This window comes from Shewanella sp. 10N.286.51.B8 (genome assembly GCF_041469325.1).
Lineage (GTDB): Bacteria > Pseudomonadota > Gammaproteobacteria > Enterobacterales > Shewanellaceae > Shewanella.
In genome coordinates, this window is the sequence record NZ_JBFRKG010000037.1 from 16,085 (window position 1) to 36,304 (window position 20,220).

Sequence of the window (20,220 nt, forward strand, 5' to 3'; positions counted from 1 at the left end):
GACAATTTAGTAAACAGCTCTATTAAAATGGGTGGTCTACCATCACCCAAGCATTGGTGGCTTCATCTGATTGGGCGATATCAAACCTTACAATGATCCCTGCGGTTAATGCTCTAAGAGAAACGCCGTAATCAAATTTCAAATCGGTTAATAATTCATTGGCGGTATAAGCCTCGCCAACGCGGCCAGCTTCAACAAAGCCCACCAATTGAAACCAATCTAGACGTAAAAATTTAAGCCAGTTTACATCTTCGATGGGGTTGTTTTTGAAGGTATAGCGATATTCTGCAGTGCCGTATATGGAGGCTTTATCATGAAAACGACTGTTGTCATAACCGCGCATTCGATAAAAACCACCAAGTGTTGCGCCTTCGCTGTAAGGGGCATCATTGGTGATCCGCCTGCCTCCTTCGTCGTTATACTCAAGCTTCCATGAGGGCGAGTAACCTGTCCAAAAATTTAACGCTAATATACGCTGGGATGCCCAGTCGGAGGCGCCAAAAGAGAAGTATTTACTGGCTTCAAATTCGATAAATGTCCACTGATTATCAGAATCTAGCCAAGCCGCATCATGGGAAATGGCGACAAACTGCTTACTGCCGTAACTGGGGTTTCGTGAAAAGTCGGTATTATCATAAAGCAGTCCTAAACTCATCGCATGAACGGCGCCATCTAATTCTCCGTCTTCAAATTCAAAGGTTTCAAAACGGTTAAATTGTTTCAGTGTCGCCACTGTGGCTCCAGACTCAAGCGGATTCCAGCTGTCACCGCCAGAGGGTTTTGAGCTCAGCAAGCCGCGGGTTAGTTCATAGTGTACTTGGCCTTTATCACGTGTTGCGCCAATGGGTAGGGTGTATTCAAGCTGTATATTCCACCAGTTTGACGAGCCATCAGCTTGTAAAAACTGTTCATTTGATGAGTCATTACTACCAGGGATAGGTGTGCCTGCAGGGGTATAATTTAAGGTGCCCCCTGCGTAGGCTTTTTTCTGTGGATAATAACCGACAAAGCCAACGGCACTTAAAAAGAAGCGTTCGGTTCGTGGTATTTTAAAGTTCCAAATTCCTGCGCCAACACCGTAACTGACATCGCCACCATAGACAGTAGCGCCAATCGTCATTTGTTCTTGTCCATAACCACTGACCATAGTGCCAATGCCTAAGTTTAATCCCATTGAGTCAGTGCTGAAAGCGTAGGGGAGTATCAGCTCTTCGGTACCAACCCTTGGGGACTCAGCGCGATTAACGATGGATTTGATATTCTTTGGCGCGCTATGGGCAAAAGATTGCGTCAGTAATAGTGAAAAGGCCAAAAGGGCGGTGAAATAGTATCGAGTCGAAGCTCGGGAAAAGCGCATTTTTATCATCCGTGAGCCTTTAACATTGTCGGTGAGTACGTAATTAACGGGCTGATAGTTAATCATTTTATTTATTAGATAAATATAGATGAAGTTGATTAAAAATCTAATTCGGCGGCTAATTTAGGCCATATTTATTGCGACTAGTTTGAGGGCGACGAGTGATAGCAGAGATTAAATCGCTATCACTAAATGCTATTTTGTCCCCAAAAGCTCAGTTGTTTGCTTGCAAGAATGGCTAAGATCAAGCGAAGTATCGAGTAAATGGGTATCGACGCCATACAAGCCGATAAGCGTATTAAACAAATTGTCATGGGAATGTGTCCCCTGACTCACTTGCGTGATGATACATTGACGGTCGAGTTGCTTTGACTGGGTGTAGCTTTCTGGTAACCATAGATACCAAGGCACATGGGTTTGCTCTGCTGGCGCAAAGGCATAAGGGGTGCCATGAAGATACATGCCGCTTTCACCTAGTGATTCACCATGATCAGAGATATACATCATTGCCACTTCATAATCGCTGGCATATAGCTCTAATAGTTTTACGATTTCTGACAAAATATAATCGGTATAAACTAAGGTATTGTCATAGACATTGATGATTTCTTCATCACTGCAATTTTCAAGATCGCTGCGCTCGCAGGCGGGGCTAAAATGCTGCTTATCTTTAGGGTAACGCTTGAAATAGGTAGGCCCATGGCTCCCTATCGTGTGCAATATCAATAATTGATTGGTTAAGGTTTGCTGCTTGTTTTCTAATCTCTGCTCGATATGTGAAGCGAACTCGCGCACCAGAACTTGATCATAACAGCTACTACCGTCACACAAGTCATCACTTGAGTCAGTCGGAATATTAAACTCAATCACATGGGCTGCCAGATGTTTATCACCGCCATCATTGTCAAGCCACACCACTTCTGCGCCTGCTGTATGAATAATGTCTAGTAGGTTGTCACTGGCCAGTGCTTTTTCACGGTTATAATTATCGTGAGTGAGGTCGGAAAACATGCAAGGTAATGAATGCGCGGTCGCGGTGCCACATGAGCTGACGTTATTAACAATAATGAAGTCTAAATTTTCAGTGTAAGGATTGGTGTTTCGATGATAACCGTAATAAGCCATATTTTGAGCGCGGGCTGTTTCGCCGACAACCAGTACAAATAAAGTTGGCTTAGTTGGGTTGGTATCGATTAAGCGTGCATCTTGGCCTCTAACGGTATAAGGCAAGGGGGTGACAAAGTTGTTTTTATAAAGATATTTTACCGTATTGAAAGCATGGGCTGGTATGATCATTTTTTTAAGGTAAGTATTATTTCGCCCCATGGACACATAGTCCTTATAAAAGCCTAGCAGCACGACTCCTATTAAACCTAAGCCTACAACCACTAATGTTGAGCGTCTCATTAAGGATTTAACTACGCTTTGTGATGGCGTTAGGCGCACTCGCCACAACCATATGGTTGGAATTAGTCCAAACACCACGATATATAAAATAGACGTGGTGCTGATATAGGACAGGGCTTCGCCAGTATTGGTTTCAAAGATATTTTCAATCATGGCGTAATCAAAATATACCTGGTATTTCATGGTGCCATACATGGCTGCTGCAGAGGTGAGCAGTAAGATTGTCAGTAAGGGTTTAAAGATAAACCGAGACGAAAATAAGCAAAAAACAATGATAAAAATGCCCAAGAGTACGAGCGCCGGCGTAAGAGAGAACACTAAATGGCTATCAGTTGATAATTGAAAAATACGTTGGATAAGCCCAAAGTTAATCACCAGCGCAAAATACAGCGCCATCAGCACTATCATCGTTTCTTTGCTGAGTTCTTTTGGGTTAATGGCAGAATATAGGCGCGAGAATGCTGTCATCTTAAATGCCTACTGGTGATGTTAGTCTCTAGTTTTATACTAGTTGAAATTTGGATAGTCGTCCGCTAATTCACCGACACTGGTTTTCAGTGTCTTGGTTAGTCTCGTTTAGCGGCGAATGTTTATCTGTTTAAAGCAAACTCTATCCACGGCCGTTTTATCACGATGATATAAGTCATTATCACTAAAAATCTAAGTCTAAGGCAAAGCATAAATAGCTCATTAAACCGATGGTATGCTTGAACTCTTCAGCGCAGAACTCAACAAAATTATCAGCGCAGACTTGCTCAATGGTGACAGGTTTGATGGCAATAAAATCTTTGCGCTTTAATTCTTCAATGAATGGATGATCTTTATCAAATCCACGCGGTGGTCTTATTAAACGGTCCCCAGATAACTCAAACCCAGCTGCGGCTAATTGTACCGAAGCCTTTTTATAACCGTTAGGGTTTTCATCAATACAATGACGAATGGCATTGAGGGCTTTTGATTCAGGATGCCATATTCCTGCCGCTAAAAAACAACCATCATTGGCAAGGTGTAAATATATGCCCGGGGCATGGACATCTTTTGCTTGAAAATGCCGAAACTGAATACCGACGTTAAGCTTATAAGGGCTTTTATCTTTACTGAATCGACTGTCTCTTTGGGGGCGCATCATACTGCCACCGACTTTTTTAGGTACTGCAGTCAGCCTTGGCGATAAGCTGAGGATGGGCCCTTGCATGGCTTCGATAAACTTAAGGGTTGGGGTGCGCACCAAATCTTCATAGATTTGCTGATGTTGCTTAAACCATTCTCGGTTGTTGTTATCAGCTAACTGACTTAAAAAATTAAAGCTTTGTTGAGAATACATTGGCTGCCTTATTAGTCTTAATCATTCATTGTCTCATAACGGCATATGATAACCATTAGTTCAAATACTTGTTCAATCATATAGATTAAGGTTAAATTCAATCTATTAACAGCTAGGGTTAAGTATCAGAAAGGCTTATATTAAGCTAGCGCTATGCACTGTCAAAGGCTAATTATTGCAGTATTGATAGTCTAGCCTTGGGATTAAACAGAAAACGTTAAAGGTTTACCATGACGACATCGTTACAAGTGCTTGGTTGGTGTGAATGGGCCACATTTCCAGAAATTGCTAATGAACGGGTCAATATGAAAATTGATACCGGCGCCAAAACATCATGCTTACATGCTTTTAAAATTGAACCCTTTATAAAAAATGACCAAGATTGGATTAAAGTGTGGTTTCATCCTCAGCAAAAGTCGCTGCGTGAAGTTGTGTGTGAGTTTGCGGTGTTTGATCGTCGTAATGTCAAAGATTCTGGCGGACATATAACCAGCCGTTATGTGATAAAAACGCCGATTATCATTGGTGAGCATCATTTTGATATTGAGCTGACATTGACTGCTCGTGACAATATGCAATTTAGAATGCTGCTGGGCAGAAGGGCATTATCAGGAAGATTTTTGGTAGATTCATCCGCATCATACTTGCTTGGCGCTTAATTTAAATTGGTTTTTATTCACAAAACTGAGTCATAAAATAAGGACTTATCGTGGCTTTACATTCCGTATCAATCATCAACCCAACCGTTAGCTCATCGTCTTCGGCTTTAGCTGCTATTTCTAATACAAGCCCTGTAAAGATGACGCCTTCTAAAATCGTCTGTATTGGTCGTAATTATGTCGATCATATCCAAGAGCTGGGCAATGAGATACCTGCAGATATGGTGGTATTTTTAAAACCCAATTCGGCCATCTCAACAGAGCTTATAGCCTTTCAACAAGAGCCTATTCATTACGAAACTGAGTTATGTTTTGTCATGAAAAATAACCAATTTTCAGCTGTAGGTGTGGGATTAGATTTAACCAAACGAGCACTGCAATCTAGCCTCAAAACCCAGCAACTACCTTGGGAACGGGCAAAAGCCTTTAACGGCTCGGCGCTATTCAGTGACTTTATTCCCCTTGATTCATTAGGTAAATCAGCCTGCGAAAAGTGGGCTTTTCAATTATCAATCAACGAAAAAGTTATCCAAGTGGGTCACAGCGACTTAATGATGTATAGCACATCTGCCATTAAGCAATCGTTAACTGAATTTATCAGTTTAGAAGACGGTGATATTGTGATGACCGGTACCCCAAAAGGTGTGGGAATGGTTAATGCTGGTGATGTTTTTACCATTAAACTATGGGCAGGAAAAGAGTACCAGGATAGTCATTCAATTGAGGCTTACATGTCGAACAATACGCCTTTGCTAACCCAGCAATGGTTGGCTAAATAGTTTTGTTCAAGATAGTAATCTGATGCTTAGCCGCGAAAGCTTAAAGAGGAAATTTTGATTTTAAGGTCTATACTTTTAGCGAAAGACCTTTATCTTAAATCCTGCTAAAAGGAAAGTTAGTCTGTTATCAGGCTAATAAATTAGCTATAAATGAGCGGCTAATTAAATATGACATTTCCTAATTCCTGTATAGAAAAGTATTATCATTTATATCAAAACTTGTTCAATTTCTCTGGTGTGTCATGGTGGTTAATCGATTTATCTGAAGACAGTAATACCTACTATTGCAACGATAGTATGTGTGACATGTTTGCTTTAGATAAACAATTAAATCATCACAGCGTTAAAAAAACCTGTCCCATTGCTGGTGATTACAATAAAAATATTGCTATCAAAGACTCCCAAAAAGCCAACAAGATCCGAGATGATTATCTTAAATTAACAAACGGTGTCATCGAAGAGTTTAATAATCGTTTTCCTTACTACGACAGTCGCGTTGACGATGTACTTTATTTTACCAGTAAAGCAAGGGCGGTACTGCGTGATGATAAAGGCAACGCAATCATTTTATTTGGAGTAATTGAGTGTGAACGCACCAGTGCAGAACTGTTTAAACTATTGAAAATAGATAGTTTAACTGGGCTTAATAACCGCCGAGAATTTGATTCTCAATTAGATTTTGTTATTAACTTAGCCAAAAGAGAGCATCAAAATGTCTCTTTAATCATGTGTGATATTGATTACTTTAAAGCTTACAACGATAGTTTGGGTCATTATCAGGGCGATCAATGCTTAATAAAAGTGGCTCAGTGTATTGCCCGAGTATGCAGCCGTTCGACAGATGTGGTGTGCCGCTATGGTGGCGAAGAGTTTGCCATTATTTGTTATGGCGAAAATGTAGATACGGCTGCACTGGCAGAAGATATTCGTAAAAGTGTCTATGAATTAACTATTCCTCACTTTCAAGGGGCGGAATCGTTGGTCACACTGAGTGTGGGTTTTGTTACCATGACGCCAGATGCTGATACAACGGCCAGAGAGTTTATTGAAAAAGCGGATAGTGCGCTTTATCGCGCCAAAGATCAGGGCAAAAATTGCAGCATTGAATTTACACTTGAAGTGGCTTAATCACGGTGTCTTTATCAATATCTGTCGAGATCCCCGTGATCCGAGCGAAGCGAAAGTTGCGGGGTAGTTCACTAAGTTGACTGGATACGGTTTGGGCGATGGTATAAGTACAATTTTGGTTAATCTGAATATATGAATCTAGAATGATAAATCTATAAGCCTTTGAAGTAAGGCTTATAGATTGAATTTGTATCATTCTCAGAGTTAATTCACTGCAGATTTCTCTAGCCGGCAGTGTTAAAAATGTGGCTAAATGAAGGGCGTTGATGAATTTCAATAGGCACACTGAGTTTTCTGGCTAAGTCACTGGCAGCAATGATACCGCGAATATGATCCTGTTCGTGATCAATCACCAGCATATGGTGTAGACTATTTTCTTTTAAAATACGTACCACATCGCTGACTTTAGCGGTAGAAATTTGATCGTAGTCAAACGCTTGAAGATCTTCTCTTTTTACCATGACATCAGTCACTAGCACTTCATCAATGTTGTGTTCTAGCTTTTTCGCTGTCATTAATAAATTATGATGTGAGAGCTCTTGCATGGTAACCACACCAAGGAATTTATCATCCTTATCAATAACAAGTCGCATATAAGCATGGGTTTTTTCCATGATTTTACCTGTGCCTACCGCAGTGGTTGACGCATCAACTACGATTGGACGGGCAACATCAAAGTCAGTAAAAATATCTAATGCAGGTGAGTCCATATGTGCAACTTGAACTTTGGTTGACCATAGTAAGTGATCGACAGATGCGGTGCTGAATAGTTGTAAATTTCTCATTGGCTAACTCCGTTACATTAAAATAAGTAGATCTGGTAACTGAATATAGCGTTGGCTAACTTTCAGGATTGGTGCGACGTTTAAAATTGAGGGGCATCAAAAAAACCATAACCTTAGGCAGTAAGAATAGCGCTGCTTAAACATGTAAGGCAAGTACATGAATGACATTTAATATTGGTTAAGCCATTGTTGTGGTTGTGAGTTTTATGTGTGGTGTGTGCCTACTTGTGTTAATGTCGAACCTCTCTAAATTGACGAATCCATTTATCCATGGTTGGCTTGCCTACACTCATGGTTTGAGCAGCTTCAACAATTGAGTAATTTTGAGCTAGCACTAAATTGAGAAGATTCAAGTTTGAACCCTGCGCGAAAAAGTCTTCTTGTACGTTGCTCATAGTGTCACCTGTTAACTTATGAGGTGATGATATCATCTCTAACTAGGTGGCCAAATTAGCTATGACACTACTGACTCCACTCCACAAACTAAGTGCTGCTGTTGCAAGACAACGGCTATCAACAAAGTATGGCGACACAGAAATACAACACAGGCATTTTTACAAACCTAAAAACAGCTACGTTGGAATGTGCTACGACCTAAGGCCAACACTTAACGCGAATAGCGCTATAAAGATGCCTTATTGCTTTCGCATCAGTAAATACATTGCCGCACTAAGCAGTAGCATGGCAATGGTTGTATAAATCCAGTTAACATCGATATTGCCACCTGTCATTAATACAAACACCGGGATTAGAAAAATATAAGCTGAAACTTGTTGCGGTGCTAATTTTACACTGGCTTTTTGAAACAGGAAAAAGCTAATCGCAGTGGCAAAAACAGCAAGGTATAAGCACGCCAACCAAGCATTGCCAGAGACCTGTTGCCAGTTGAAGTCGATTATCTGTGGGGTTAAACAAACCGATAATATAATCGCGGCAGCGATTAGGCTCCAGCCAGTAAATACCATAAAGTTCTCTTGGCGATAGCAGGCTTTTATGACCAGAGGATTAGCTGCCATAGCAATGCAGCCCAGCATAAACAGACTGTAACCTGTGTTCCATTCAAAATCCAAGTTAGCATTCGATTGCTGCAGGACTAAAAAAAGTGACGCACTAAAGCCGACAATAAGTGCTAACCAATGGCTTAACTTACCCACCTTTCTATAAATTAGCATGGTTAATACAGCCGTAATTAACGGCAGCGCAGTGGAGAGTGCACTGGTGGCAAAGGCCGAGGTTTTAGTTAAGGCACTAAACATGGCAGAAAAATAACCCAGTGCGGGCAAGGATACTAAGGCATAACGCAATAGGCTTTTAGCGCTAGGTAAATTAAAGCGCCGAGTAACAATTAATAGGACCACAAATAATGAGGCAGCAATAACGTATCTAAGCCAAGTGGCAATCATTGGTGGAACCTCAAGCATTAATTGCTTGCCTACAGGAAAAGTCATCGCAATGATGAAGGTGAAAAATAGCATTTGGATATGGGGACGCGCCGACTTAAACATATGTAAACCTTAAATGAAAAAAGGGGCGAAAACTCGACCCTTTAGTGTTAATTCTAGCGACTTTTTCACATCGTGCTTTTTAAATAGCGACTTTGCTCTATGGGAATTAATGCTCCCTTTGAACGCTTTGTTGCCAAAACTGCTTCGACAAGTTGGCCGTTTTATTGGATAAACGAGTCATTTGCTCACATTTGATTTTAGCTTGGTCTGTTTGCGCTAAGCTGGTATTGGATAACTCATTAATCACCACGATGGATTGACTGATATCTTCGGCTACCGAGGCTTGTTGGCTCATGGCGGTGGCATTCATTTCTGCCATCGCCTGAATATTATCTAACGAGGCGCGTAACTGATCAAAAGCGCTATCGGCATCCTCTGCTAATTTCACTGAAAGATCCGCTTGTGCCTGACCTGCATCCATAGCTTTAGCTGCGCTTTGGGTACTTTGCTGAAAATTGCTCACAATGCTACCAATTTGAGTGGTGGACTCAGTGGTTCGCATCGACAATTGACGCACCTCATCAGCCACTACGGCAAAACCTCGACCAGATTCCCCCGCTCGGGCGGCTTCAATGGCGGCGTTAAGCGCCAACAAATTAGTTTGCTCAGCAATGCCTTTTATCTCACTAAGTACTGCTGAAATAGCATGGCTGTCATGTTCAATTGATTCAACAATGGTTGAGAAATGGGTCACTTCTTGTCTTAACTTACTAATGGCAGCAACTACATTCACCATACGTTCCTGACCTAATGTGGAAGCGTTATGACTACGGGTAATTTCTTGAGCTGTGTTATTGGTGTTATCACTGACTTCAGTAAAGCTGGTGGTCATTTCCTCCATGGCTGTGGCGACCTGAGTAGTTTGCTGGCATTGGCTTTGAGCACGCTCACGCGTATCAATAATAGTCTGATTAAGTTGCTCACTTTGTTCACTAATTGATGTGGCTGAATCAGCCATGCGGCCAACGACGCCACCGGTTTCAGTGATTAAGTAATTTAATGCTAAATCGATTTTGCTTATGTCAGTTTGGCTACCGGTTAAAATGCCGCAGGCAATGGGGTCGTCAATGATGGTAGTGGCTTTAACCATTAACGCTTTCAAGGGTTGGCAAAGGTAGTTTATGCCTAGTGCTGCGACAATAGTGCAGATTGTCGCGGCCGCAATGCTAAGGGCTGGAGTTGAAATCATGCTGGTGGCAATTGTGCTGATTAACAAGATAAACATTGCCCATAAACTTAGCTTGCCGACAAAACTCATGATGGGACTAGCGAGTTCTTTTGGCGCTATGCCATCATTGAGTTGCTGATAAACCTTTTCTGCAGTCGCAATTTGGGCTTTGGTTGCTTTACGACGAATCGACTGAAATTCATGTATTTCACCATTTTCATATACTGGCGAGATATAGGCATTAACCCAGTAGTATTTACCGCTTTTAGTACGGTTTTTGACGATACCAACCCAAGGTTTTCCGGAGTTAATACATTGCCACATAGACTCGAATGCTTGGGGCGGCATATCTGGATGGCGAACAATATTATGGGGCTGCCCATGTAATTCATCTGCGCTAAATTCTGAGATGTTGATGAACTCTTGATTGGCGTATTTAATGTTTCCTTTAAGGTCGGTGGTCGACAACAGAATGCAGTTATTGGTGAGTGCTCGCTCACTATTTATAATAGGTTGATTTATACGCATGGTAACCATTAGAGGATATAAAAGTGGCTACATTTTGCCTGAGCTGCATTATGGATAAATTGATAGCGGTCAAGTATTTATGATCTATTGTTAAGATTTAAATATTAGCATTTCAATATGTTAACTTTAAAATTAATCTGTTTCACCGTGTCTTATTATTACAAGGGCAAAATGACCAAGTGAGATAAAACAGCTAAGCAGCCAAAAGGGGGAATTACTTTCCTCAGGTCTTTTGTCATTCCCTAATTTGTTGCTTAGACCGAATTTTGCAATAAATAGATTAACAATTTAAAGCTTCATAAATCACTATTGCTTATCAAGATAATCAACCACGGCCTCAGTGCGATTTTCTGCATGTTCGATTAACTCATCAATAGCGCGATAGAAGTCACTTGAGCTTTCTAAGAATGAATAACCTGACAATTCAGTGGTGGCATATGGCTCAATTAATGCTGAGTAACTGTTGTAGATCGCCTGCATTTTATTCGTTTCATAGGCATCATTAATTACAGTGAGTAAATATTGGTTATAGGTATCGCGATAAGTGTCATCGGCATAAATTTTAGCAATCAGTGGCCAGCTGTTTGAATTAATATCGGCAAAATCTAACGCTAGAGCGCCGCCCATTTTGCCATCTTGTAAGGCTTCATTATTGTCCCATGGGATCCAGGTGAGTTTTGCGGTATCTGGGTCGTTGTATAAGTAAAAATTATGCGGCATTAGGCCATAGGTGTCCCAGTTTTGAATCACCCCGTTTACGGCTAAATACTTAAGGAACACATCCACATCAAATACCGCTTCAAGGTTTGCGCGCCAGGTTTGTGGGTCAGTGCTGGCAGTATCGTCATGTAAGGCGTCAAAAAGAGCTAAAATATCTGACCAATCCTCATCATCTTCATTGGTTTTCTTCTCAAAGTTGTCTTGGCTAAATGTGCCTTCAATAAACATGGCACCATCATCTTCTGGTTTATATAGGTTGCCATCATCGCTAGCAAACTGGCTATCAATCACAGTATCGTCGACTTCTTCAACCAGCGTATATAAGCCAAAATATTCAGGGCCGTCACCATGATCAACATACAAGGTGTAAAAAGCGGTATGTGATACTGCAAGGCCCGCATCTTTAAAGACATCAGCAGCGACTTTTTCACGTAAAAGTGACTCATCATCATAGTTATTTTTCAGGCTTAACTTTTTGAAACCATAAAAGCGTTGGTTATCGATTTGGGGGTAATCATCTTCAAATTCATCAAAATCTAACTTAAACGACAACTTAAGCACGCCGTTCTGCCAGCTTGATTGCAACGACGAGTTACCTTTAAAGCGGATCCCAACGCGATACCATTGCTTGCCTTCATAATAGATATCCGCAGGCACCATTATTGGGTTTTCATCGCTATCTAGAAGACTATTAGAACCTGAAGATGTGCCAAAACTGCCGTAGGTGTTCGTCATATCATCGAGCATGCTATTCCAGCGGTCTTCGGTAACCACAAAATCTAAGCGTTTGACTTCAGTATCACTGAATACTTCTTCAAAATTAGGATCGACATTTTTACTGTGAGTCTCATCAGTCCAATCAATGGTCTCAAAATCTGTGTCACTGTAATCCTCTTCTGGAATGATAATGCCAGTTTCAGGTGTGGTGTCTTCGGGCTCTGTGGTTTCGTCGTTACCGCTGCAACCTGAAAGTAATAAACCACAGCTAAGGCTTGCGAGTAATAAAAACTGTAAGGGGATCCCGGTTAATCGAGTCGATGAAAAGCAAGCAATGTTGAGCATAAGAAACTCCTGATAATGACGCTATTTTTTGGTAAATGAACGGAATACAAGGTTATTGTCAGGTTAGGGTAATCAATTAAAGTGCAGAACTGGTGCAGAAAGGGTGGAACAAAGCAGTAGTTTTATTGAACTGTCTTGATTGAACCGCCTTGATGGCACCATTTTGATAGGTCGTTAGTTAAGCGGTGCAGTCAATCGCTGCAATCAACTATGGATTTAGGGGGCTGAAAGCGGTTAAAACGATGGGACTGTATTATTAACCTAGTGCTTACTCGTTGTCAGTTAAGACTATACGTGGTCAGTTAAGACTAGGCGTGGTCAGTAGAAACTCTAGCGACAATATCTGCAGTGGTACCGGTTTCAGCCAGCTTTGGGAATATAGAGTTAACGCTATTGTTATGAACATCCATATTAAAATCAGTAATGGCATCTGTAGCGATGGTGACATTGTAGCCCAGCGCAAATGCTTGTCTTGCGGTTGATTCCACCCCCATGCTGGTGGCGATACCACTAATGACTACTTGGGTGACTTTTAATGATGCTAAGTACTTATGCAGCTCAGTTGAAGCAAAAGCGCCCCAAGTGTTTTTGGTTAACTGTAAATCCTCTTGCTGAGGTTGTAACTCATCAATCAAGTGGCTCCAATTTTCTGGTTTTTGTTGCTGCACTCTGACTTGTTCGGTGCGCCCAGGAGCGATGCCATCAACATTAACTAATACAATGGGCAAACTGGCATAGCGAAATAACGACACTAACTTACAACTATTCTCGATGACTTCTTGGATGGGGTGGCAAGTATCTAAGGTCACCAGACCTTGTTGTAAATCGATTACGATCAAGGCTGTTTGGGCATCAATGGTGGTAATACTCATAACGATAGCTCCTAGTTGTTAAGCGGCTTTGACTGACGAGGATCAATACACCCAATATACCATCATAGCTTAACGGACAAGGGCTAGCATTTCTGAGTCGGCAGTATCGTTGGTTTTTGGTGATAAATGACAGCAGTAACGGAAAATAACTTTACTTGGGATAAGGATGATTTTGCTGCTAACTCAAAGCCATGAATAATAACTGCTTGAATTACCACCTAGAAGCACGTAATACTCTTGTTAGCATATTTATTGTTCAATCCGATATGGAGCATCGATTTTGGAGCATATAGTTTGGAATTTAGACCCTGTTATGTTGTCGTTTATGGGGCTAAAAATACATTGGTATGGCGTGTTGTTTGCCACCGCCATTATCAGTGGTTTTTTGGTTATGAGGCGTATTTATGTGCTTGAAGAGCTTGATCTCGAGTCACTGGATGATTTAGTCATATATTGCGTGGTTGGCATTGTTGTGGGGGCGCGATTAGGGCACGTGTTATTTTATGAGCCAGGCTATTACTTTGCCAACCCCTTAAAAATATTTGCCATTTGGAAAGGCGGGCTTGCCAGTCACGGCGGCACGGTCGGCGTGTTATTAGCCATGTACCTTTATAAACGCAAGGTGCAGTTACCGTTTTTATTCTTGATGGATCGCATTGCCATTGCTACGGGGATTTTCTGCTTTTTTGTCCGTATGGCTAATTTTACCAATTCAGAAATTGTCGGGGTGCCAACAGATAAGCCTTGGGGAATAATTTTTCAGCGTATTGATATGCTGCCACGTCATCCGGCGCAATTATATGAAGCAATCACCTATTTAGGGCTATTTATTCTAATGTGGCTGCTATATCGCTTTACTGAGATGAAACAAAAACAAGGGGCATTATTAGGGCTATTTCTAGCGTTGGTTTATGGCTCACGTTATTTAATTGAATTTGTAAAAGTAAGACAGGCTGACTTTGCCCAAGATTGGAGTATGAGCGTAGGGCAAATGCTTAGCGTGCCATTTGTGCTATTGGGGCTAGGGTTAGTGGTTATGGCTTATATGAAAAAGCTGCCAGATGCTTCAGTCAGTTAGCTTTAAGCGATAAAAAAATGCCAGCGATTATATCGCTGGCATTTTTCAAAAAGGGATAGATATTTTGGTGCTGCAAAATGCTAAGCGCTCACTTGAGCTTAATCGCGCAAGGTCCTACTGCGTTTCTTAAGGGGACTAGCTTTTCATTGGCCAAGAGATCTTTTTACTCCCGTAGTAGCCAAGCAGCATACTGGCCATGAACCAGTAAATCGCCGACTCACCGCGTAACAAACTTGCCACCGCAGGTCCTGGGCAAATGCCTACCATTCCCCAGCCAAGACCAAAAATAACTGAGCCAATAATTAACTTAGGTGTAAGCCCCTGTGGCGTCGTTGGCATTTCATCGCCATTAACGGCATGAGTACGGGGTTTGATTAAAAAATGATAACTTGGCAAAAATACCAATAGTGCGCCACCAATAACAAACGCTAAGCTGCCATCCCAATTGCCGGTGACATCCAAAAAATTAAGCACCTTGTAAGGGTTTACCATTTGCGAAATATTCATACCTAAGCCAAATAACAGCCCGGTGATTAACCCTACTAAGACCTTAAACATGCACACCTCCAGACAACCACACCACTAACGCCGCACTTAACATAAATATCACAGTGGCAATCATTGAGCGCATTGATAGGCGACCTATGCCGCAAATACCATGGCCGCTAGTGCAGCCATTAGCGAGTTGGGTACCAATACCGACAGCTAACCCGCCAACCAATAACCAAGTTAATGAATAGTCAGGTAAAGCGGCAGTGTGAAGGCCCATTAAAGGGTCAAACAATAAACTGGCAGCCATGGCGATAACAAAAGCCACTCGCCATGCTCTGTCTTTGTTGTTAGCGCCAAAAATGCCGCCTAAAATGCCACTGATCCCGGCTGTTTTGCCACTCAATAGCATGAGCATGGTTACCGAAAGGCCTAATAGCATTCCGCCAAATAAGGCACTCCAAGGGGTGAATTCTGTCATTCAACACTCCAATATAATTTAACGGCTGTAACACCTAATTGTCAGTGTGGTAACAATTAACGCTATCACGCAGCATTAATTTCACACAAGCCATTGTTAAAGCAAGGTTTTAGGGCAGTATACAAGAGCGGGTATATTAATAAAATCTAATCTTATGAAATTTTGTTTAACTAGTTGTGCATTAGAAAAAACTTATGGATAATGTGTTTTATTCAATATGTGGACTATATAGAACGATGAATAAAAAGTATGGCAGACGACATCGTCGCAAAACACTAAGTTGCCATTACAGTTATTTCAGTTCAGCAATCGGTTGTAACGGGAGAGAGTCATGTCAAAAATTTTAATTATCGGTGGTGTAGCGGGTGGCGGATCAGCTGCAGCGCGTGCTCGTCGTCTTAGTGAAGATGCTGAAATCATCATGTTTGAACGAGGCGAGTTCGTATCGTTCGCCAACTGTGGTTTGCCTTACCATATTGGTGGTGACATCAAAGATAGAAGCAAGCTATTGCTACAAACGCCAGAAAGTTTCTTGGCACGCTTTAACGTTGATGTTCGCGTCATGAATGAAGTAACTGCAATCAATAGCGTAACTAAGTCGGTCACGGTAAAAGATTTGATCAGTGGCAATGAATACACTGAAACTTATGACAAGCTGTTACTTAGCCCAGGTGCTGGCCCCATTGTTCCGCCTATTGCTGGCATTGATAATCCGCTGACGCACTCGTTACGCAATATCCCAGATATGGATCGCATTCTTAATACCATCAAAACCAATAAACCCGAGCACGCAACAGTGGTTGGCGGTGGCTTTATTGGGTTAGAAATGATGGAAGCGTTTCATCAACTAGGGATAAAAACCACTTTAATTGAAATGGCCGAGCAGGTGATGACTCCTGTTGATCGTGAAATGGCAGGATTTGCTCATGCTGAAATTCGCCAGCAAGGTGTGGATTTAAAACTTGGAGTAGCACTTGAAGCTGTTGAGTTTACTCCTTGCGATCATATCTTAAGTATTGAGTCGGGCGAAAATGAAGCCCACCAACACAAGCAAGGTAAGTTAAGCCTTAGCCTTAATAATGGTGAGTCCTTAGAGACTGATATTCTTATTATGGCCATTGGTGTTCGACCTGAAACCAAACTTGCTAAAGAAGCGGGTTTAAAAATTGGCGATTTAGGCGGTATTTATACCAATGAAAACATGCAAACCAGTGATCCAGATATTTATGCCGTTGGTGATGCAGTAGAAGACAAAGACTTTGTGACTGGTAAGCAAACCTTAGTGCCGCTAGCAGGGCCAGCTAACCGCCAAGGGCGTATGGCAGCAGATAATATGCTTGGCCGCAATGAAACCTATAAGGGTACACAAGGCACCGCAATTTGTAAGATTTTTGACCTTGCAGTTGCTTCAACAGGTCAAAATGAAAAGCAATTAAAGCGTGATGGCGTTGAATACCAAAAAGTGTATGTGCATACCGCAAGCCATGCAAGCTACTACCCAGGCGCAGAAATTGTCTCGTTTAAAATGCTATTTGACCCTAAAACAGGCAAGATTTTTGGCGCTCAAGCAGTGGGCAAAGATGGGGTCGATAAACGTATTGATGTGATGGCGGTTGCCCAACGTGCCGGTATGACAGTTGAACAGCTACAAGACCTTGAACTGACCTATGCACCGCCTTATGGCAGCGCTAAAGATGTCATCAACCAAGCGGCATTTGTAGCCAATAACCTTATCAAAGGTGATGCAAGCGCGATACATTTTGAAGAAATGGATGATTTATCGGCAGATCAACTCTTGTTAGATGTCCGTAACCCAGGCGAGCTTGAAGCGGGTGGCTGTATCGCTGGCGCGATTAATATCCCTGTAGATCAACTGCGTCAACGCATGAGCGAATTACCAAAAGACAAAGAAATCGTCATTTATTGTCAAGTAGGCCTGCGCGGTAACGTCGCTTATCGTCAGCTGGTGAATAACGGCTTTAAAGCCCGAAACCTTATCGGCGGTTACCGCACCTATAAGTTTGCTAAAGCATAAAAGCTTTTTTTAATTTTTAGTTGTTATTAAAAAAGCCTGCAGTAATTTGCAGGCTTTTTTTTAAGTTAACTGTCCCGTCCTGAGATAAGTTGAATATGCTTTTATTTCTAATTAGTTATTGTGCTCAGTAATTCAATGGCTAAAACTTTAGTATTGAAATTCAACTTAATCATTTAAATTTACCACTTGTAAGCTGAATTAGCTTATTTTTAAGGCTGTAGGTTACGGCTTATAGCTGTAGCAAGCTAAATAATGTATGTGAGCCTAGAAGATAATAACTGCGACACCCCATGGTGAAAGTACTTTGAGAACAAGGAGGTGGCTACATACTTTTAAACCTTAGGTAAACATGATGAATTACTCAAAGTTATGTCCATGCTGTAAAGAAGAAACCGTTTTTTATAAGATTCATCGTACTTTTTGGGAAAGAAACTTTAAGTATAAAGAGTGGGATAAGCTATGTTGTCACGCTTGCGAATCTATTTTTTTTATTAATAAAGTACACCCACAGCAACATAAAATAGTGTTGAATACTGTACTTAAATCACATTGAATTTTTAAAACATTAATTTAAACAACAAGGATAATTGTGCGTTTTTGACAATTATCAGTTACTTCAAATCATGGCTTTTAATAAAGTTAATTATTATAAGCGAATGGACTACAGCCTTAGATTCGTCATTTGATGGATATGAATACACAAATGTCACAGCTGTGCTTACACGAAAGGTTGACCTTTCACATCCATGTGATCGTGATATTTGTATCTTATACTGCCCCTACGGCAGGTAATTGGGGCTTAAATGCAATCCCCAACTCCAGCCAGATGTTAAAACCTAAAAAAACCAACAAAAAAGGCATCTTTCGATGCCTTTTCTTTTTAGCTTTAAACCCGAAATAACTAAAGGTTATTTCAACAACGCCACTGCTTCCATATCCAGTTCTATATCAGTACAACCTTTGGCACAATATATTCCTGGTGCTTTGTCTGTCGGCTTCGCCTTTTTAGTATTAGGCGGCAATTGCAGCGTGAGCGGTTTTTTACATTCACTGCATTCTGCGCTGTTGCCTTTCAGCATGCGCTTTATCAAGTTCTTTTGTTGGTTAAATGACTCTTGTGTGGTGCCATTTACCGCTGAAAAATCCAGTTTTTGTGTTTCGCTCATTACCGCTACCTATATGAAAATTGTCTTAGCTTGATTACAGCACTTAATCACTTGACCTGATCAAGCGGGCTCCAACGTTGTAATGCTACTGGTATTGCTACGCCTTGGGCGGTCAGTAGATTAATACGTGCTTGATAAGCTGCGCCGTGCATCAAGTGTTTTGCTAAGTCTACCGCATTTCGCTGGGTATAATCATCTAAATAGCTGCCTTTTGCCCATTCATTGAACGCGCCAAGTGCTGGACCTGCCCAAATTTGGTAATCCATTTCACGGCCAACTTCACCTGAATTCGACCAGCGACTTGAAAGGCCAAGGTACCAACGGAAAATAAGCGCCATTTTACGTTTTGGATTACCTTGTGCGCGTTCGATTTGCTTAGGATCGCGTTCGTTAAAATGCGCCACTGTTCCTGCCCAAATCTCATCAAGGCTTGAACGGAATACTTGTTTTTCAAGTTTTTCACGCTCCTCTGCTGGAATCGCTTCAATTGACTCATAACGGCTATAAATCTCATAAAGCTTGTTCGCGCGCATCGGGAATAACGTGCCGCGTTTAACCACTTGCAGTTTCACGCCCATTTCGAACATGTCCGCAGCGGGTGCCATGGTCACGTCAGCCATTTCAGTGGTGGCAAGCAGTTTACGAGTATGTTCACTGGCGCCTGCTTCAACACACGCTTGGTTGATAGAGCCGGTAACAATATAAGCTGCGCCCATATTGAAGGTCGCCAGCGCGGCATCAGGGGTACCCACGCCGCCACCACAACCGACACGAATAGGCGGGTTGTAGTTGTATTCAGCTTGTACCTTGTCTTTTAAGGCCAAGATAGTCGGCAGTAACGTCACTAAAGGTCGGTTATCGGTATGACCGCCAGAGTCAGCTTCTGCAGTAATATCATCAGCCATAGGAACAAGCTGAGCTAGCTCCATTTGCTCGGGGGTGATTAAGCCTTCATCAACCAATTTTTGCAGTATTTTAACTGGCGCAGGTTGCATGAACTTAATCGCGACTTCGGTGCGGCTCACTTTGGCGATAACTTTGTTAGCAACAACCACATTGCCGCTAGCATCACGGCTTAAACCTGCCGCGCGGTAGTAAACAATTTGCGGTGTTAAGCCTAAGAAAGCCGATGCTTCAACGGTGCGTACTTTATGTTTTAAAAATAACTCAACGCTACCACGCTCAAGGGCTGGCTCGCTTGGGCTGTGAATTAAGTTAAACATGTATGGGCCGTTTGGCAGCGCCGCTTGAATGCGGTTAATGGCTTGCTCTACCCGTGAAGGAATTAAGCCCGCAGCGCCAAACGAACATAAGATGCCCGCTTGACCGAGGGCGATAACTAATTCTTCAGATGATATACCATTAGCCATTGCGCCAGCATAGTATGCGTATTTAACCCCGTGTACACGGCGGAAGTTACTATCGCCTAAGCTCTGGGTGCCAAGTGCGGGTGCAAAAGCGCTGACAGGTAAGTCTTGGCCGCTGCTAATGCTTTCTGTGACCACTTGGGCTTTTTGAGAAACCCCTAAGCCTTTTTCAGGATGGCTCACCAAGTAACAAGCTTGGGAAAGCTCTTTTAATTTATTACCGATAGCGGCAGGGTCAAAGCTGGCATCACTTGGGGCAACTTGCCAAGGCCATGGAGATAGCTTTTCGTTTTGAGTGCTAATTGTCATT

17 protein-coding genes and 1 pseudogene are annotated in these 20,220 nt (G+C 41.9%); 5 read left to right on the plus strand and 13 right to left on the minus strand.

All coding sequences use genetic code 11. The features are described 5' to 3' along the window. Nucleotides 1-22: 22 nt before the first annotated feature. From AB4160_RS14745 to AB4160_RS14755, 3 genes are all read right to left on the minus strand, one after another. Nucleotides 23-1,423: a BamA/TamA family outer membrane protein gene (locus tag AB4160_RS14745; protein WP_372005284.1), complete on the minus strand. Its 1,401-nt coding sequence runs from the start codon at nucleotides 1,421-1,423 to the stop codon at nucleotides 23-25. Nucleotides 1,424-1,552: 129 nt separating this feature from the next. Next, nucleotides 1,553-3,232: a phosphoethanolamine transferase gene (locus tag AB4160_RS14750; protein WP_372005286.1), complete on the minus strand. Its 1,680-nt coding sequence runs from the start codon at nucleotides 3,230-3,232 to the stop codon at nucleotides 1,553-1,555. A gap of 184 nt (nucleotides 3,233-3,416) precedes the next feature. Next, entirely contained in the window at nucleotides 3,417-4,088 is a 672-nt protein-coding gene (locus AB4160_RS14755) for a DUF2461 domain-containing protein (RefSeq protein WP_372005288.1), read from the minus strand. 230 nt (nucleotides 4,089-4,318) lie between these two features. On the opposite strand from AB4160_RS14755, the gene AB4160_RS14760 reads away from it, so the two are divergent. The 3 genes from AB4160_RS14760 (at nucleotide 4,319) to AB4160_RS14770 (ending at nucleotide 6,654) form a co-directional block, all read left to right on the plus strand. Continuing rightward, on the plus strand, nucleotides 4,319-4,747 hold the full coding sequence (locus tag AB4160_RS14760; RefSeq protein WP_102437565.1) for a RimK/LysX family protein: 429 nt from the start codon (nucleotides 4,319-4,321) through the stop codon (nucleotides 4,745-4,747). A gap of 140 nt (nucleotides 4,748-4,887) precedes the next feature. Continuing rightward, nucleotides 4,888-5,526 (plus strand): fumarylacetoacetate hydrolase family protein, encoded by a 639-nt coding sequence (locus AB4160_RS14765; protein ID WP_372005341.1) that lies wholly within the window; start codon nucleotides 4,888-4,890, stop codon nucleotides 5,524-5,526. Nucleotides 5,527-5,694: 168 nt separating this feature from the next. Continuing rightward, complete coding sequence (locus tag AB4160_RS14770; RefSeq protein ID WP_372005290.1) at nucleotides 5,695-6,654, plus strand: GGDEF domain-containing protein; 960 nt, start codon at nucleotides 5,695-5,697, stop codon at nucleotides 6,652-6,654. Between the two features lie 224 nt (nucleotides 6,655-6,878). Here the strand turns inward: AB4160_RS14770 and AB4160_RS14775 are convergent, their stop codons facing one another. The 6 genes and pseudogenes from AB4160_RS14775 to AB4160_RS14800 all read right to left on the minus strand — a co-directional run bounded on the left by AB4160_RS14775 (nucleotide 6,879) and on the right by AB4160_RS14800 (nucleotide 13,294). Next, complete coding sequence (locus AB4160_RS14775) at nucleotides 6,879-7,439, minus strand: CBS domain-containing protein (RefSeq protein ID WP_372005293.1); 561 nt, start codon at nucleotides 7,437-7,439, stop codon at nucleotides 6,879-6,881. Between the two features lie 236 nt (nucleotides 7,440-7,675). Continuing rightward, a pseudogene (locus tag AB4160_RS14780) lies at nucleotides 7,676-7,870 on the minus strand (IS3 family transposase); the annotation flags it as partial. Between the two features lie 204 nt (nucleotides 7,871-8,074). Continuing rightward, nucleotides 8,075-8,944, minus strand: a complete 870-nt coding sequence (locus AB4160_RS14785) for a DMT family transporter (RefSeq protein ID WP_102437559.1) — start codon at nucleotides 8,942-8,944, stop codon at nucleotides 8,075-8,077. A gap of 106 nt (nucleotides 8,945-9,050) precedes the next feature. Next, nucleotides 9,051-10,640, minus strand: a complete 1,590-nt coding sequence (locus AB4160_RS14790) for a PAS domain-containing methyl-accepting chemotaxis protein (RefSeq protein ID WP_303410872.1) — start codon at nucleotides 10,638-10,640, stop codon at nucleotides 9,051-9,053. A 306-nt stretch (nucleotides 10,641-10,946) separates the two neighbouring features. Then, on the minus strand, nucleotides 10,947-12,422 hold the full coding sequence (locus AB4160_RS14795; protein WP_102531624.1) for a CotH kinase family protein: 1,476 nt from the start codon (nucleotides 12,420-12,422) through the stop codon (nucleotides 10,947-10,949). 308 nt (nucleotides 12,423-12,730) lie between these two features. Then, nucleotides 12,731-13,294, minus strand: a complete 564-nt coding sequence (locus tag AB4160_RS14800) for a cysteine hydrolase family protein (protein ID WP_372005296.1) — start codon at nucleotides 13,292-13,294, stop codon at nucleotides 12,731-12,733. Between the two features lie 280 nt (nucleotides 13,295-13,574). Here AB4160_RS14800 and lgt point away from each other — a divergent pair, with 280 nt between their 5' ends. Then, nucleotides 13,575-14,372, plus strand: coding sequence for a prolipoprotein diacylglyceryl transferase (lgt, locus tag AB4160_RS14805; protein WP_102475714.1), 798 nt, complete (start codon nucleotides 13,575-13,577; stop codon nucleotides 14,370-14,372). A 135-nt stretch (nucleotides 14,373-14,507) separates the two neighbouring features. On the opposite strand, the gene AB4160_RS14810 is transcribed toward lgt, so the two are convergent. Continuing rightward, nucleotides 14,508-14,930, minus strand: coding sequence for a YeeE/YedE family protein (locus AB4160_RS14810; protein ID WP_198589356.1), 423 nt, complete (start codon nucleotides 14,928-14,930; stop codon nucleotides 14,508-14,510). Next, on the minus strand, nucleotides 14,923-15,342 hold the full coding sequence (locus AB4160_RS14815; protein ID WP_076537249.1) for a YeeE/YedE family protein: 420 nt from the start codon (nucleotides 15,340-15,342) through the stop codon (nucleotides 14,923-14,925). The genes AB4160_RS14810 and AB4160_RS14815 overlap by 8 nt, the downstream gene beginning before the upstream one ends. Before the next feature lie 331 nt (nucleotides 15,343-15,673). On the opposite strand from AB4160_RS14815, the gene AB4160_RS14820 reads away from it, so the two are divergent. After that, nucleotides 15,674-17,377 (plus strand): FAD-dependent oxidoreductase, encoded by a 1,704-nt coding sequence (locus AB4160_RS14820; protein WP_102437550.1) that lies wholly within the window; start codon nucleotides 15,674-15,676, stop codon nucleotides 17,375-17,377. 908 nt (nucleotides 17,378-18,285) lie between these two features. Here the strand turns inward: AB4160_RS14820 and AB4160_RS14825 are convergent. Beyond that, a complete protein-coding gene (locus AB4160_RS14825; protein WP_076537243.1) occupies nucleotides 18,286-18,543 on the minus strand; it encodes a hypothetical protein in 258 nt (85 codons plus the stop codon). 47 nt (nucleotides 18,544-18,590) lie between these two features. Continuing rightward, on the minus strand, nucleotides 18,591-20,219 hold the full coding sequence (gene pfaD, locus AB4160_RS14830) for an eicosapentaenoate synthase subunit PfaD (RefSeq protein WP_102437546.1): 1,629 nt from the start codon (nucleotides 20,217-20,219) through the stop codon (nucleotides 18,591-18,593). Nucleotide 20,220 lies beyond the last annotated feature (1 nt).